Source organism: Variovorax sp. KBS0712 (assembly GCF_006323185.2).
GTDB classification, from domain to species: Bacteria; Pseudomonadota; Gammaproteobacteria; order Burkholderiales; family Burkholderiaceae_C; genus Variovorax; species Variovorax boronicumulans.
Genome location: NZ_VCCD02000002.1, coordinates 1089199 through 1104209 on the forward strand (window position 1 = coordinate 1089199; position 15011 = coordinate 1104209).

Below are 15011 nucleotides of genomic sequence, written 5' to 3' on the forward strand. Positions count from 1 at the left end.
GGCGCCGCGCCCACTAAACTGGTTGAACGGGCGGCAGTGTACCGAGTGGACTTCGTGAACCTCGGCGCCGCAGCCCACTCCACACACCCATGTCGACGCACGTCGCGCCCCCACCGCTGTCCCTGGGCCTGCCCGGGCGCCCGTCCTGGCGCGCGCTCGCGGGGCTGACGCTGGCGGTGGCGCTGGCGCACCTGCTGCTGCTCGGGCTGGCGCCGATGGCCATCGGGCCGGAGCCCTCGCCGCTGGCCAGCAAGTTCATCACGCGCACGATCGTGATCGCTCCGCCTGCGGCGCAAGCCCCTGCGGCACCGGCCGCCGTGCCGGTCGCGGCCAAGCCGCCGCCTCCGGCCAAGCCCCGGCGTCCGCGCGAGGCCTCGGTGTCCCGCCCCAAGCCGGCCCCGGCGCCCGTGCCGGACGCGTCGGCCCAGACGCCTCCGCCCGAAACGCCCGACCAGACCGCGCAAGCCGCTACAGATTCAGGAGCGACCGCCCCCGAGGCACCGGCCAGCGCCCCGGCCGCCGCCACCGGCAACACGGCCGGCGGAACGCAGGGCGGCACGACCACGGCCGGCAGCGGCGCCTCGGGCACCATCGCCGGCACCCAGGCGCTGCGGATTCCGGGCTCGGTCACGCTCGATTTCGAGGCCACGGGCCAGAAAGGCGCCTCCCCGCAGCGCGGCGTGTTCGGCGAGCTGGTCTGGCTGCAGGACGGCACCCGCTACGACGGGCGGCTCACGCTCAAGGCGGTGTTCTTCACCCTGCTGAACTGGCACAGCACCGGCAAGATCGGCCCCTCGGGCCTGGAGCCCGAGCGCTATTCGGAGAGCCGCAAGGCCGAGGTGGCCTCGCATTTCGCGCGCGACCAGGGGCAGATCATCTTCAGCAACAACGCCCCCCCCGTGCCCCTGCAGCCCGGCGCCCAGGACCGCATGAGCGTCATGATGCAGCTGGGCGGCCTGCTGGCGGCCAGCCCGGCGCGCTACCCGGCCGGCACCCGGATCTCGGTGCAGACGGTGGGCGTGCGCGACGGCGATGTGTGGGTCTTCGAGGTCGGCGACGAGGAGCAGCTGAGCCTGCCGGCCGGCGACTTCACCACGCGCAAGCTCACCCGCACGCCCCGCAAGGATTTCGACCGGAAACTGGAACTCTGGCTGGCGCCGCGCTACGGCTACCTGCCCGTGCGCATCCGCCAGACCGAGGCAAACGGCGACTTTGCTGACGCCCAATTGCGCAAACCCCTACCCGAAGCGCCCGCCAATTGAGGCAAAAAGGCTCACATATCAACGGCGCGACGACAACTGTTCTTGAAACTGGCGCGTTGATTGCTATCTAACCCCCATGAACGCCATCGACATCCTCACAGGGCCCGCCATGAACATGCTTTACGACTCCGAGTCCTTCGTCGTCGTGCACGTGCAGCCGAACGACGGCGACGAGCCCAGCACGACGCCCAACGGCCCCGTGCTGGAACGCCACGGCTTCGAGATCGTGGACAAGCGATCGGGCAAGGAGGTGTACCTCGACGGCTCCTGGGCCGAACTGTTCCAGCAGCAGATCGCCGCCTGGCAGCTCAACACGCCCACGCAGGAAGAGGTCGAGGACACGCTCGAAGGCTATGCCGAGCTGGCGCACACGCCGGTGCTGGTGCACTGAGCAGCCCGCCCCGCCCGAACGAAAAAAGCGCCCCGCGGGGCGCTTTTTCTTTGCCGGTGTCCGTCGCCGTCAGCGTTCGGTCCACCGGTACATCGGCCCGACGATCAGCAGCACCGCCACCAGCCGGCACACCTGGAACGCCGTGACCACCGGCACGCCCAACTGCAGCACCTTGGCCGTGATCGACATCTCGGCGATGCCGCCAGGCGAGGTGCCCAGGATCATCGTGGCCGGATGCAGCCCCGTCGCCCACGCCAGCAGCCAGGCCGCGCCGGCGCACAGCACCAGCATGCCGACCGTGCCCAACGCCACCGAGCCGAGCCAGCGCGGCGCCGTGTGCAAAAACTCGCGGCTGAAACGCACACCCAGGCTCACGGCAATCACCAGCTGCGCGGTGTTCGACAGCCAGGTCGGCACGGCCGACAGCGACTGCCCCGCGACCGTGAGCCCCATCGCCACCAGCAGCGGCCCCATGAACCACGGATTCGTGCGGCCCAGCGCCCGCATCACGAGCCCGCCCGCGCCGGTGGCCAGCGCCAGCAGGGCCAGCCCGGCCGGGTTCACCTCGCGCACGCCGGGCGGGTTGATCTCCAGGCCGTGCAGCCCGCTCCACTGCATCGCGAACGGGATCGTCACCGTCACCACCATCAGTCGCAGGCTGTGCGCGGCAGCCACCAGGTCGGTGCGCGCGCCGGCCGATTCGGCCAGCAGCGTCATCTCCGAAGCGCCGCCGATGGCGCCCGCGAAGTAAGTCGTGGCTCTCATGGATTTCGCCGGCACATGCGGCATGCGCGCCGCATGCACGCGGTGCAGCCAGCGGCCGAAACCCCAGCCCAGCAGCAGCGCCCAACCGATGGCCAGCAGGATCGCCCACCACACGCCGGCCACCAGCGTCACCACCTGCGGCGTGAAATACAGGCCCAGCGCGGTGCCGATGACCCACTGCCCCAGGTTGCGCAGCGGCGTGTGGCTGGCGGTCGGCTGGCCCGCGATCGAGGCCAGCGACACCGCGAACAGCGGGCCGATCATCCAGGGCAGCGGGGTGTGCAGCGCGACACAGGCGAGTGCGGCGGCCAGCGCCAGCAGCAGCGTGGCCAGCACACGAAGGGGAAAACGAAAGGACACGGGCAGAGAAAGCAGCGGAAAAGGACGACAGCCCGGTGCAGGGCGCCGGGCATAGTATGGCGGGATGCCTCCTCGTCCTTCCCGTGCTTCCCGGTTCCTCGCGCCCCTGGTCGCCGTCGCCCTGCTCGCCGGCTGCGCCGCGCTGTCCGCCGAGGCGCCCGTCGCGCGCCGCGTGGCGGCCCTGCTGCCGGCCGATGCGCTGCTGCTCGGCGAACAGCACGACGCCCCCGAACACCACGCCCTCGAGCGCGAGACCGTGCAGGCCCTGTCCGAGCGCGGCCAGCTCGCCGCGCTGGCGCTCGAGATGGCCGAGGACGGCCGCAGCAGCGCCCGCCTGCCCGCCACCGCCAGCGAGGCCCAGGTGCAGACCGCCCTCGGCTGGAACGAGAAGGCCTGGCCCTGGACGCGGTACGGCCCCACGGTGATGACGGCGGTGCGTGCCGGCGTGCCGGTGGTCGGCGCCAACCTGCCGCGTGCGCGCATGAAGGACGCGATGGCCGACGTCTCGCTCGACGTGCAGCTCAACGGCGAGGCCTACGCCGCGCAGCAGGAGGCCGTGCGCGAGGGCCACTGCAAGCTGCTGCCCGAATCGCAGATCGGCCCCATGACCCGCATCCAGGTCGGGCGCGACCGCGCCATGGCGCAGGCGCTGGTGAAGGCCCGGCAGCCGGGCAAGACGGTGCTGCTGATCGCCGGCGCGGGCCACGTCACCAAGGTGTTGGGCGTGCCGCAGCACCTGCCGACCGACGTGTCGGTGAAGACGGTCCACCTGCAGGCCGGCGGCCCGGCCGAGGACGACACCGACGCCTACGACGCCACCTGGCGCACGCCGGCGCTGCCGCCGGTGGACTACTGCGCGGGCGTGCTCAGGCGAACTTCCTGATCGAATCCGCCAGCGTGTTGACCAGCGTGTCGATGTGCTGCTTCTCGACGATGTAGGGCGGCGCGATCACCAGCACGTCGCCCGCGGGCCGCACCAGCGCGCCCTTGTGGAAGCAGTCGAGAAACACCTCGTAGGCGCGCTTGCCCGGCGACCCGGCGATGGGCGCGAGCTCCACGGCCGCCGCCAGGCCCAGGCTGCGGATGCCCACCACGTTCGGCAGGCCCTTGAAGGTGCTGTGGAAGGCGTCGCCCAGCACCTTGCCCATCTCGCCGGCGCGGGCGAACAGGTTTTCTTCCTTGAACAGGTCGAGCGTGGCAATGGCAGCGGCGCAGGCCACCGGGTGGCCCGAGTAGGTGTAGCCGTGGAAGAACTCGACCACGTGCTCGGGCGCGTCGGTCTTCATCATCGCGTCGTAGAGCTTGTCGCGGCAGATCACGCCGCCCAGCGGAATCACGCCGTTGGTCACGCACTTGGCGAAGTTCAGCATGTCGGGCACCACGCCGAAATAGTCCGACGCGAAGTTGGTACCCATGCGCCCGAAGCCAGTGATGACCTCGTCGAAGATCAAGAGGATGCCGTGCTTGTCGCAGATCTCGCGCAGGCGCTTCAGGTAGCCCTGCGGCGGCAGGTACCAGCCGGCCGAACCGGCCACCGGCTCCACGATGATCGCGGCCACGTTGCTCGGGTCGTGCAGCGGCAGGATGCGGGTTTCGAGTTCGACCAGCGGGTCTTCGGACCACACCGGCTCCTGGTTGTGGATGTAGGCGTGGTTCACCGGGTCGTGGATGAAGCGCATGTGGTCCACGCGGGGCAGGAAGGCCGAGCCGAACACCTTGCGGTTGCCCGGGATGCCGCCCACCGACATGCCGCCGAAGCCCACGCCGTGGTAGCCCTTCTCGCGGCCGATGAACACGTTGCGGTGGCCCTCGCCGCGCGCGCGGTGGTAGGCCAGCGCCACCTTCATGGAGGTATCGGCGGCCTCGGAGCCCGAGTTGCAGAACAGCACCTTGTTCAGGTCGCCCGGGGCCAGCGCGGCGATCATCTCGGCCGCCTTGAAGGCCTTGTCGTTGCTGACCTGGAAGGCGGTGGCGTAGTCCAGCGTGTCCAGCTGCTTCTTGATCGCCTCGTTGATCGGCTTGCGGTTGTGGCCCGCGCCCACGCACCACAGCGAGGAGATGCCGTCGACCACCTTCTTGCCGTCGTGCGTGGTGAACGTCATGCCGTCGGCCGCCACGAACACCCGCGGGTCCTTCTTGAAATGGCGGTTGGGCGTGAAGGGCAACCACTGGTTGTCCATGTTGAAGTCCTGGAAGGCCATGTCTCGCTCCTGCGGTTATGTGGGGAGGGAAAATCGCGATTCTGGCACCCCTGCCACAATCCTGCCCCTGATGACGACCACTACGCCTGCCTACATCCTGAACCTCTCCTGTCCCGACCGGACGGGCATCGTGCACGCCGTGTCGGGCTTCCTGCTCGAGCGCGGCGCCAACATCGAAGAGGCCGCCCAATACAACGACCACGGCACCGGCCTGTTCTTCATGCGCGTGCGCTTCGCCTGCGGCGACCACAGCGAAGCCGTGCTGCGCGAGGAGCTGAAGGCCTTCGCCACCGGTTTCGGCATGAGCCTGCAGCTGCACGCCGCCGCCGACCCGATGAAGACCGTGATCCTGGTCAGCAAGGAAGGCCACTGCCTGAACGACCTGCTGTTCCGCTGGAAGAGCGGCCTGCTGTCGATCGACGTGCGCGCCATCATCTCGAACCACCGCGACTTCTACCAGCTGGCCGCCAGCTACAACGTGCCCTTCCACCACATCCCGGTGACGGCCGCGACCAAGGCACAGGCCGAGGCCAAGCAGCTGGAGATCATCGAGGCCGAAGGCGCCGAACTCGTGGTGCTCGCGCGCTACATGCAGATCCTGAGCAACGACCTGTGCAAGAGCCTGGCCGGCCGCGCGATCAACATCCACCACTCGTTCCTGCCCAGCTTCAAGGGCGCCAAGCCCTACTACCAGGCGCACGACCGCGGCGTGAAGCTGATCGGCGCCACCGCCCACTACGTGACGGCCGACCTCGACGAAGGCCCGATCATCGAGCAGGACGTGGCCCGCGCCGACCACACCGACACGGTCGAAGACCTCACGGCCCGCGGCCGCGACACCGAAAGCCAGGTGCTGGCCCGCGCCGTGAAGTGGCACAGCGAGCACCGCGTGCTGCTGAACGGCCACCGCACGGTCGTGTTCCGCTAACCCACTCCATCGCCGCTCCCAGATGCGCCTGCAGCTTCCGCTTTTCGCCCTTGCTGCCGCTCTGGCAGCGCCCGCCGCCTTCGCCCAGGACGCCCGCGCCGGCGGCGCCCCGCTGGCGCCCGACGCGCTGTTCGCGCGCGTCTCGCCCAGCGTCTGGGTGGTGCAGGCCAGCGACGCCCAGGGCAAGGTCCTGGCCACGGGCAGCGCGGTCGCCACCGGCCCGGGCACGGCCGTCACCAGCTGCAAGCTGCTGGCCAAGGCCAGCGCCGTGGCGCTGCGCCGCGACAACGTGAGCTACGGCGCCGTGCTGGAGCACCCGGACGTCGAACGCGACCTGTGCCAACTGCGCATCGCGAACCTCGTGTCGCCGACCCTGGGCGTCGTGCCAGCGGGGGCGTTGCAGGTCGGGATGCCGCTGTACGTCATCGGATCGCCGCGCGGGCGCGAGCTCACGCTCGGCATTTCCATGCTCGGCGGCGTGCGCCGCAACGCCGCGGGCGCGCTCGAGTCGCTGCAACTGGCCACGCCGACCGAGGCGGGCCTGGCCGGTGCCGGCCTGTTCGATGCGCAAGGCCGCCTCGTGGGCCTCGTCGCCGGATCGGCCCCGGCGACCCTCGCCATGCCGGCCGCATGGATCGCGGAACTGCCGACGCGCGGCCAGCGGGCCATCGAGCGCCTGGCCTCGCAGCCCGCGCCGGCCAGCGTGTCGCTGCAGCGCCCGAGCCTCGTGGAGTACCAGCTGCACGACCGCCTCACCAACACGTACCGCAAGGTGATCTACCGCGCGGACACGGCCACCACCAGTGAGGACCGCCTCAGCTTCAACAACGGCGGCTGGATCGAGAAGCCGGGCGGCGAAGTGATCGGCGTCACGACGGCCGTGGCCGGCGAGTTCGACAGCGTCATGCCGCCGCGCGGCTGGGCCCGGCCGACCCTGGAACAGGACGCCGCCTGGGCGACGGAATACGACGCCACCATGGGCGGCACGCGCATCAAGATGGACCTGCGCGCCCACGTGGTGGACGACGCCGCCATGCTGCCGGTCAACGGCCGCGAGATGAAGGTGGTGAAGATCGACTACCGCGGCCACACCCAGCGCTTCGCGAACGCGGGCGCCTGGAGTGGCAACCAGTACGGGACCTACCGCGCCAGCGTGTGGTTCTCGCCGGAGCTGGGCCGCGTCGTCCGCTTCGAAGTGCAGACGCGCGGCGGTGCGAGCGGCGGCGCGTTCCAGGTCAGCGAAGTGCTCGAGCTGGTGAGCATCCGCTAGCCCCGGGCGCGCGCCGCGCGCTCTCTATCGATCAATTGCGGTACGGGTTGTCCGGACGCCGGTCCTGGCGGTTCGGCACGCCGTCGCCGTCGCGGTCCCAACGGCCGCGGTTGTATTCCCAGCGGCCATTGTTCTCGCGCCATTCCGGCGCGCGGTAGGCATAGCCCGGGCGGGCGCGCACGTACATGCCGCGCACCCACACATGGCGACCACCACGCCACTCATAGTGGCCCGGCGACCACACATAGCCGCGACGCGGCGGCGGCATGCGCTCGTAGCGCGGTGGGGGCGGCGGCCCCTGGATGGTGATCACCGCCTGCGCCTGCGCGGCCGTGGGAACGGTCAGGGCGCCCACCGACAGCAGCGAAGCGGCACCGATGGAAAGAGCGACTGCGAGTGTTTTCATGAGAAAGCCCCATGGTTGTTGGAGGAGCCTTCATGCTGCCGGGACCGTGTGAAGCGCCTGTAAGCGCTGCGCGAAATCTTGTGTAGAGCTGTTTCGCTGCCGCGGACGCGCTTTACTCCTGCAATTCGCGCAGGTCGATGGCCGCGGCCATGGCCGCGTGGCCGGCGCGGTTGGGATGCAGGTGATCGCCGCTGTCGAATGTGGGATTCAGCTGACGCGGTGCGGTCGGGTCGCGCAGCACGGCATCGAAGTCGACCACGCCATCGACGTCCTGGCGGCTGCGCACCCAGCGGTTCACGGCCTCGCGCATGGCCTCGTTGGCGTCGGTGCCGTAGATCGTGTTGCCGAAGGGCGGCACGGTGCCCAGCAGCACCTTCACGCCCTTGGCGCGCGCCTGCTTGACGAGCTGCCCCAGGCCCTCGGTGACGCGCTCGGCCGTGGGCACGTCGTGCGGCGGCACCTTCAGGCCGGGGATGCCCGCGAAGATGGCGCGGCCGATGTCGTTGGTGCCCAGCAGCACGATGACGTGCGTCACGCCGCTCTGGCCCAGCGCGTCGCGCGCAAAGCGCGACAGGCCGTCGGGGCCGATGCCGTTCACCAGCAGCCGGTTGCCGCCGATGCCGGCGTTGATCACCGACACCGCGTGCGCGGCCTGCGGACTGTCACGCAACCGCGTGGCGAGCATGTCGGGGTACGAACCGTCGCCCGACTCGCCACCGCCCGCGGTGATCGAATCGCCGAACGCGACGACGGTGCGCACGGGTCGGGTGGTGAGCACGTCGAGCCCGGTCACGATGTGGCTCATCGGCAGCGCCACCGGCTTCGGCAGCCGGGGCGACGCCACGACGTTGCCGTTGGCCAGCCAGCCCGTGTCGCTGGACAGCAGGTACATCGTGGCGAACGGTGTCGCGCGGTCGAGAAAAAGGCTCACGGCCACGGCCTGGCCCGCCGCAACGTTCAGCGCCACGCCGTCGCTCCATGCTTCCGCGCCCGGCGCCACGGTGACGGTGGCGCGGCCGCCGAAACGCAGCGTGCGCAACGAGGCCGGCGAGATGGCGTCGCCGCCCGTGCCCAGTGCCACGGTGGCCGCGGCGATGCGCAGCGGCGTCTTGCCGAAGCGGTTCGACACCCGCACGCGGATGCGCTCGCCGTCGATCGTCGGGCGCATCATCTGGCGCAAGGTCTGGCCGCGGAACACATGGTCGCCCGGTCCGCCGATGGCGGCCGTGGCGGGGTTCGCGTCCAGCTCGGCGAAGTCGAGCACCGCCACGGCCCAGCTCGCCACCCAGCGCGCTTCGGCCGGCTGGCGCGCCGCCTGCTCGACCTTCTCCGCCCACACCGCCTGCACGCCCACGAGCAGCACCGCAAGGCCGAGAACGGCCATCCAGTGTGCAGGGGAAAAGGCGGCGTCGCGCAGACGGACGCGCCAGCGGGCAGGAAGCTTCATGCGTGCAAAAGCGGCCCAGTGTACGGAGCCGCCTTGCCCGCGCAGGTGACGAGGTCTAAGCCTGCGTTACCAAGTGTCGACGTACGCCGAGACCGCCGCGGCCGGCCGCGTCGCCGAGGCCAGGCCGCGCACCAGCCAGGTGCGCGTGTCGGCCGGGTCGATCACGGCGTCGATCTCCAGCGTCTGCGCCATGTGGATCGCCTCGCCGTTCGCGTACTGCTGCGCCACCAGCTGCTTGAACAGCGCGTCGCGCTCGGCGCCCTCGGGCACGGCCGCGAGTTCCTTGCGAAAGCCCAGTCGCACCGCACCTTCGAGGCCCATCGCACCGAACTCGCCGGTGGGCCAGGCCACGGTGAACACGGGCGCATCGAAGCCGCCGGCGGTCATGGCCTGCGCGCCCAGGCCGTAGCCCTTGCGCAGCACCACCGCGAAGAAAGGCACGCGCAAGTGCGAGGCCACCATGAACATGCGGCACACGTGGCGCACCTGCGCCTGCGCCTCGACCTCGGGTCCGACCATGAAGCCGGGCGTGTCGCACAACGACACGATCGGTAACCCGTGGGCATTGCACAGTTGCATGAAGCGTGCGGATTTGTCGGCCGCCTCCACGTCGATCGCGCCGCCCAGATGGTGCGGGTTGTTCGCCATCAGGCCGACCGGCTTGCCCTCGATGCGCGCCAGCGCCGTGACGATGCCCGCGCCGAAGCCCGCGCGCAATTCGAGCAGCGAGCCGGTGTCGGCCACGCCGCGCATCGCGGCGCGCACGTCGTACACGCGCAGGCGGTTCTCGGGCACCACGTGGCGCAGCGTGCGCGGATCGGCGCATTGCCAGTCGCTCACCGGGCCCTGGAAGTACGACAGGTACTGCTTCGCAGCCGCCACGGCTGCAGCTTCGTCTTCCACCAGGATGTCGATCACGCCGTTGCGCGACTGCACGCTGCTCGGCCCGATCTGCTCGGGCGCGAAGGTGCCCAGGCCGCCGCCTTCGATCATCGCGGGGCCGCTCATGCCGATGTTGCTGCCCTTGGTGGCAATGATCACGTCGGCGCAGCCCAGCAGCGCCGCGTTGCCCGCGAAGCAGCGGCCATGCACGATGCCGACCACCGGCACCTTGCCCGACAGCGCCGCGAACTGGCTGAAGGTGTGGTTGTTCAGGCCCGCGACGATCGGCATGTCGGTGTCGCCCGGCCGCCCGCCCCCGCCTTCGGCGAACAGCACCACCGGCAACTTGAGCTGGTGCGCCACCGCGAGCAGCCGGTCGGTCTTGTGGTGGTTGCGCATGCCCTGCGTGCCGGCCAGCACGGTGTAGTCGTAGGCCAGCACCGCGCAGCGCGATTTCTCGGGGCCGAACTGCTTCGCGTTGACGCTGCCCAGCCCGGTCACCATGCCGTCGGCCGGCGTGTTGGCGATGAGGTCTTCGAGCGTGCGGCGGCGCGTCTGCGCGGCGATGGCGAGCGCGCCGTACTCGATGAAGTTGCCCGGGTCGCCGGCCATGTCGCACAGGTCGGCGATGTTCTCGCGCGCGGTGCGCCCGCCCTGCGCATGCCGCTTGTCGACGGCCGCCTTGCGGTTCACATCGAGCGTGGGCGCATGGCGGTCGATGACCTTCTGCAGGTCGGGACGGATCGCGTCGAGATCGTGCGCGACACGCGCCTGCGCTTCGACGCCCTGCGCATCGACGGCCTCCAGCCGCACCAGCGACTGGCCTTCGACGAGGTAGTCGCCGGGCGCGGCCAGCAGCGCCAGCACACGGCCGGCCACGGGCGCGTGCAGCAGGTGCTCCATCTTCATGGCCTCGAGCACGCCCAGCTGCGCGCCGGCGGGCAGCACGTCGCCCACCGCGACCTCGAACTGCACCAGCTTCGCGGGCATCGGCGCCTTGACGGTGAGGCCGTCGTCGTCTTCTGCGTCCGGCGCCGGTGCGCTCGTGGCGGCGGGTGCGGTCACCTTCTTCGTGTGCTTTTCAAATGCCTTCGCGTCGGCGAGCAGATCACCCAGGTGCGCTTCCACGAAACGCGTGTGCACCGCCTGCGTCGCGAACTCAGGCCGCGCGGCGATGGCGCACAGCAGCGGCAGGTTGGTGGCGATGCCGTCGATGTGGCATTCGTCGAGCGCGCGCAGCGAGCGGCGCAGCGCGTCCGCGAAACGCGGCGACGGCGAATGCACGATGAGCTTGGCCAGGAGCGTGTCGTAGTGCGGCGAGGGCGCGAGGCCCGTGTAGCCGTGCGTGTCGACGCGCACGCCGGGGCCGGCCGGCAGGTCGAAGCGCGCGAGCGTGCCGCCCGCGGGGCGTGCGTTGCCTTGCGCATCGAGCGTCTCGGCGTTGATGCGCCACTGCACCGCGAAGCCGCGCTGCGGCGCCGTGCGGCCGGCCTCCACGCCGAGCGCGTCCAGCGTGTCGCCCGAAGCCACGGCGATCTGCAGCTGCACGAGGTCCAGCCCCGTCACCGCCTCGGTCACCGTGTGCTCGACCTGCAGGCGCGGGTTCGCCTCGATGAAGACGAAAGGCAGGGTGGTCGATGCGGCATCGACCAGGAATTCGAAGGTGCCGAGACCGCGATAGCCCACGGCCTTGGCCATGCTCAGCGCGGCCTGCGTGACCTGTGCGCGCAGCGGCTCGGGCAGCGACGGGCTGGGCGCGATTTCCACCAGCTTCTGGAAGCGGCGCTGCAGCGTGCACTCGCGCTCGCCGAGGCTGGCCACGGCGCTGCCGTCGCCGAGCACCTGCACCTCGATGTGCCGCGCGTTGCGCATCAGGCGCTCGACGTACACGCCCTCGATGCCGAACGCCGCCTTGGCTTCGGACATGCAGCGCGCATGCGCCTCGGGCAGCTCGTCGGCCGTGAGCACCGCGCGCATGCCACGCCCGCCGCCGCCGCCGATGGCTTTCACCATCACACCCGCGCCCTGCGCGTGCTGCTCGGCGAAGAAGGCCTGCGCCTGCGCGAGCGTCACCGCGCCGGCGCTGCCGGGCATCACGGGCACGTCGCACCGCGCGGCCAGTTCGCGGGCGCGGGCCTTGTCGCCGAACAGGCCCAGCTGCTCGGGCGTGGGGCCGATGAAGACCAGGCCCGCGTCGGCGCAGGCCTGTGCGAAGTCGGCGCGCTCGCTGAGGAAGCCGTAGCCGGGATGCACCGCATCGCAGCCTTGCGCCTTCGCCACCGCGATCAGCGCGGCCACGTCGAGGTAGGCCGAAGGGCCGGTCGCATCGAGCGCCACCGCCACGTCGGCCAGCTGCACATGCAGCGCGGCGGCATCGTCGCGCGCATGCACCGCCACGCTGGCGATGCCCAGGTCGCGCAGCGCACGCACCAGGCGCACGGCGATCTCGCCGCGGTTGGCAATCAGAACTTTGGAAAACACAGAAGAAATCCTTTCGAGCCGTCGCGGTGCTCAAGGCACATCAAACCGCGCGGATTGCATGAGTCCAAGGGCCTCGCTACCGCGAGGCCTGTTCGGGGGCACCCGCGGAACCGGCTTTGCCGGGCCGCTGGGTGCGCCCCCTTGAGGGGGTGTCCGAGCCACACGAAGTGGGCAAGGCTGGGGGAGGGCTCATTTCAGCAGGCGGCGCAGCACCTTGCCCGCGCCCGTGGTGGGCAATGCATCGATGAAGCTCACGGCGCGCGGCGCCTTGTAGCTCGCCATGTTCTCGCGCGCCCAGGCCACGAGCGCGTCGGCCTCGAGCGCGGCGCCGGGCTTGCGCACGATGAAGGCCTTCACGACCTCGCCCTTCTCGGGATCGGGCTGCGCGATGACCGCCGCCTGCGCCACCGCCGGGTGCTTGATGAGGATGGTCTCGACCTCTTCAGGGAACACGCTGTAGCCCGAGACCTTGATCATTTCCTTGAAGCGGCCGATGAAGGTGAGGTAGCCGTCGGCGTCGAGCTTGCCCATGTCGCCCGTGTGCACCCAGCCGTTGCGCAAGGTGGCGGCCGTGGCCTCGGGTTTGTTCCAGTAGCCCTTGAACGAGCCGGCGCTGGTGAGCACGATCTCGCCGACCTCGCCCGTGGGCATGTCGGCCTGCGTCTCGGTGTCGATGATGCGGATGGTCACGCCCGGCACCGGCACGCCCTGCGTTCCCCAGCGCGGCGCCACGTGCGGCGTGTAGGTGTCGCAGGTGTGGGTTTCGCTCAGGCCGTAGGCGGCCTCGAACGAGCTGCAGTGGTTGGCGTGCGAGCGCCACTGCGCGGCCAGCGGTTCGGTGAAGGCGATGCCGAAGCTGGTCACCGGGTTCATCTTCAGGCTCGACAGGTCGAAGCTGGCGATGTCGGGCACCTGCATGCAGGCCACGTTCATCGGCGCGATGCTGTACCACCAGCTGACGTCGTAGCGGTCGATGGCCTGCAGCACGGCGCGCGGATCGAAGCGGTGCATCAGCACCGAAGCGGCGCCGCTGAGCACGGGCACGTTGACGCCCATGAGCATGCCGGCGATGTGGTACAGCGGCGCGATCGACAGCAGCACGTCGTCCGGCCCCACGCCGTTGCAGTCGGCCGCGGCGCGCGTCTTGAAGAGCGCGTTGCCGTAGCTGAGCATCGCGCCCTTGGGCAGGCCGGTGGTGCCCGAGGTGTAGGTCATGAGCGCGATGTCGTCCATGTCGATGGCGACGGGCTGCGGCGTGGCGCCGCTGCGCATCACGGCAAGGAAGTCTTCGCAGCCTTCGGGCACGGTGCGTTCGGCCGTGCGCTCGGCGGCCAGTTCGGCCGGCAGGTCGAGCGTGGGCTCGGCGGGCAGCAGGTCGGCGTAGTGCACCACGAACACATGCGCGAGTGCGCTCTCGGCCTGCACCTTGCGCACCACCGGCACCAGCGGCGCAGCCGCGACGATCACGCGCGCCTTCAGGTCGTTGACCTGGTAGGCCAGCTCGTGCTCCTTGTTGAGCGGCCCGCTCGGGCAGACGATGGCGCCGATCTTCTGGATGCCGAAGTGCGCCACCAGGTACTGTGGGCAGTTGTTGAGGAACAGCACCACGGGTTCGCCCTTGGCCACGCCCAGGGCCTGCAGGCGCGCAGCGAAGGCGTCGCTCGCGCGGTCGAGCTCGGCCCAGCTCAGGGCCTGGCCGTACCAGAGGCAGGCGGTGGCGTCGCCGCGCGTGCGTGCGTGGTCGCGCAGGTAGGCGTGCAGGGGCTGCTGAACGCGCGGTGGCAGTTCCTTCAAGCGTTCAGCGGCAGGTGTGGGGGTGGCGGGCGTTGTCTCCATGGCGTCACTTTCTCAGGGTTATCGATAGCCGCCTGCACAGAGCCGGCGCTTGCCAATGCGGCATCGTGCACGAACAATCCTACCCATGGGTATAACTTCCGCGACACCGAACAAACCCTCTGCCACGCACACGGCGCTGGCGGCGCAACCGCACCTGCCGCAGGGCACGGGCCGCCAGCGCGCGGCCACGCAGGGCACCGACCTGCAGCGCGAGCGCATCCTGCAGGCGGCGGCGCAGCTGTTTGCCGCGCAGGGCTACGCCAACACGACCATGGCGCAGATCGTGCGCGAGCTGGGCGTGACCAAGCCCTTCGTGTACTACTACTTCCGCGACAAGCAGGAGATCTTCGAGACGCTGTCGTGGCGCCCCGCGGTCGACTGTTTCACCGCGCTCGACTTCGCCGCCGCCGACCCGCGCCGCGCGAGCGAGAAGGTGATGGAAGGCATCGAGCGGCTGATCCGCGCCACCATCTCGCACCACCCGGTGGCCTTCTTCGCCTACCGCGAGCCGCAGGTGTACCGCCCCGAGTACCTCGAAGCGCAGAAGAAGCTCGCGCACCACTTCTACGACCTGCTGTGCCCGCTGCTCGAAGAAGCCCGGCGCGACGGCGACCTCGACTTCGACGAGACCAAGATCACCGCGCTCGCGGCCTGCAGCCTGCCGGGCTTTCTCTACAGCTGGTACCGCCCCGGCGGGCGCCTCTCGCCCGACGAGGTGGTGGCACAGCTCACGAAACTGGCCAGCCGCGTGATCGGGCTGCGCGCGAAGAACTGATTCCGTC

General features: G+C 70.4%; 12 protein-coding genes. 6 read left to right on the forward strand and 6 right to left on the reverse strand.

The features are described 5' to 3' along the window. Positions 1-89: 89 nt before the first annotated feature. Together FFI97_RS21980 and FFI97_RS21985 are read left to right on the forward strand one after the other, a co-directional pair. Entirely contained in the window at positions 90-1262 is a 1173-nt protein-coding gene (locus tag FFI97_RS21980; protein ID WP_139701321.1) for a DUF3108 domain-containing protein, read from the forward strand. 109 nt (positions 1263-1371) lie between these two features. Further along, the gene (locus FFI97_RS21985) at positions 1372-1653 is read left to right on the forward strand and encodes a DUF3567 domain-containing protein (RefSeq protein ID WP_062478455.1); all 282 of its coding nucleotides are present in this window, start codon (positions 1372-1374) and stop codon (positions 1651-1653) included. Between the two features lie 69 nt (positions 1654-1722). Here FFI97_RS21985 and FFI97_RS21990 read toward each other — a convergent pair whose 3' ends face one another. Next, positions 1723-2778: an AbrB family transcriptional regulator gene (locus FFI97_RS21990; protein ID WP_139701320.1), complete on the reverse strand. Its 1056-nt coding sequence runs from the start codon at positions 2776-2778 to the stop codon at positions 1723-1725. Positions 2779-2842: 64 nt separating this feature from the next. Between FFI97_RS21990 and FFI97_RS21995 the strand changes: the two genes are divergently transcribed. Then, positions 2843-3661: a ChaN family lipoprotein gene (locus FFI97_RS21995; protein WP_139701319.1), complete on the forward strand. Its 819-nt coding sequence runs from the start codon at positions 2843-2845 to the stop codon at positions 3659-3661. Here the strand turns inward: FFI97_RS21995 and FFI97_RS22000 are convergent. Beyond that, on the reverse strand, positions 3645-4979 hold the full coding sequence (locus FFI97_RS22000) for an aminotransferase class III-fold pyridoxal phosphate-dependent enzyme (protein WP_139701318.1): 1335 nt from the start codon (positions 4977-4979) through the stop codon (positions 3645-3647). The two genes, FFI97_RS21995 and FFI97_RS22000, sit on opposite strands and share 17 nt — an antisense overlap. 70 nt (positions 4980-5049) lie before the next feature. Here FFI97_RS22000 and purU point away from each other — a divergent pair, with 70 nt between their 5' ends. Further along, a complete protein-coding gene (gene purU, locus FFI97_RS22005; protein WP_062478396.1) occupies positions 5050-5907 on the forward strand; it encodes a formyltetrahydrofolate deformylase in 858 nt (285 codons plus the stop codon). 22 nt (positions 5908-5929) lie between these two features. Continuing rightward, positions 5930-7177 carry a serine protease gene (locus tag FFI97_RS22010; RefSeq protein WP_139701317.1) on the forward strand — a complete coding sequence of 416 codons (1248 nt, stop codon included), beginning with the start codon at positions 5930-5932 and terminating at the stop codon, positions 7175-7177. A gap of 31 nt (positions 7178-7208) precedes the next feature. On the opposite strand, the gene FFI97_RS22015 is transcribed toward FFI97_RS22010, so the two are convergent. The 4 genes from FFI97_RS22015 to FFI97_RS22030 form a co-directional block, all read right to left on the reverse strand. Further along, positions 7209-7583 carry a YXWGXW repeat-containing protein gene (locus tag FFI97_RS22015; RefSeq protein WP_070063838.1) on the reverse strand — a complete coding sequence of 125 codons (375 nt, stop codon included), beginning with the start codon at positions 7581-7583 and terminating at the stop codon, positions 7209-7211. Positions 7584-7695: 112 nt separating this feature from the next. Continuing rightward, positions 7696-9030 carry a GDSL-type esterase/lipase family protein gene (locus FFI97_RS22020; RefSeq protein ID WP_313906288.1) on the reverse strand — a complete coding sequence of 445 codons (1335 nt, stop codon included), beginning with the start codon at positions 9028-9030 and terminating at the stop codon, positions 7696-7698. A gap of 66 nt (positions 9031-9096) precedes the next feature. Then, positions 9097-12393, reverse strand: a complete 3297-nt coding sequence (locus tag FFI97_RS22025) for a carboxyl transferase domain-containing protein (RefSeq protein WP_144004509.1) — start codon at positions 12391-12393, stop codon at positions 9097-9099. A gap of 189 nt (positions 12394-12582) precedes the next feature. Next, entirely contained in the window at positions 12583-14187 is a 1605-nt protein-coding gene (locus tag FFI97_RS22030; RefSeq protein WP_139701396.1) for an AMP-binding protein, read from the reverse strand. Between the two features lie 127 nt (positions 14188-14314). On the opposite strand from FFI97_RS22030, the gene FFI97_RS22035 reads away from it, so the two are divergent. Continuing rightward, positions 14315-15004 carry a TetR/AcrR family transcriptional regulator gene (locus FFI97_RS22035; RefSeq protein ID WP_139701316.1) on the forward strand — a complete coding sequence of 230 codons (690 nt, stop codon included), beginning with the start codon at positions 14315-14317 and terminating at the stop codon, positions 15002-15004. Positions 15005-15011 lie beyond the last annotated feature (7 nt).

What these genes read in the sequence shown, in the direction of transcription:
- FFI97_RS22015 (WP_070063838.1), bottom strand. Translation starts at nt 7,583, where the DNA reads ATGAAAACACTCGCAGTCGCTCTTTCCATCGGTGCCGCTTCGCTGCTG.
- FFI97_RS21995 (WP_139701319.1), top strand. Translation starts at nt 2,843, where the DNA reads ATGCCTCCTCGTCCTTCCCGTGCTTCCCGGTTCCTCGCGCCCCTGGTC.
- FFI97_RS21985 (WP_062478455.1), top strand. Translation starts at nt 1,372, where the DNA reads ATGAACATGCTTTACGACTCCGAGTCCTTCGTCGTCGTGCACGTGCAG.
- FFI97_RS22020 (WP_313906288.1), bottom strand. Translation starts at nt 9,030, where the DNA reads ATGAAGCTTCCTGCCCGCTGGCGCGTCCGTCTGCGCGACGCCGCCTTT.
- FFI97_RS22010 (WP_139701317.1), top strand. Translation starts at nt 5,930, where the DNA reads ATGCGCCTGCAGCTTCCGCTTTTCGCCCTTGCTGCCGCTCTGGCAGCG.
- purU (WP_062478396.1), top strand. Translation starts at nt 5,050, where the DNA reads ATGACGACCACTACGCCTGCCTACATCCTGAACCTCTCCTGTCCCGAC.
- FFI97_RS21980 (WP_139701321.1), top strand. Translation starts at nt 90, where the DNA reads ATGTCGACGCACGTCGCGCCCCCACCGCTGTCCCTGGGCCTGCCCGGG.
- FFI97_RS22035 (WP_139701316.1), top strand. Translation starts at nt 14,315, where the DNA reads ATGGGTATAACTTCCGCGACACCGAACAAACCCTCTGCCACGCACACG.
- FFI97_RS22000 (WP_139701318.1), bottom strand. Translation starts at nt 4,979, where the DNA reads ATGGCCTTCCAGGACTTCAACATGGACAACCAGTGGTTGCCCTTCACG.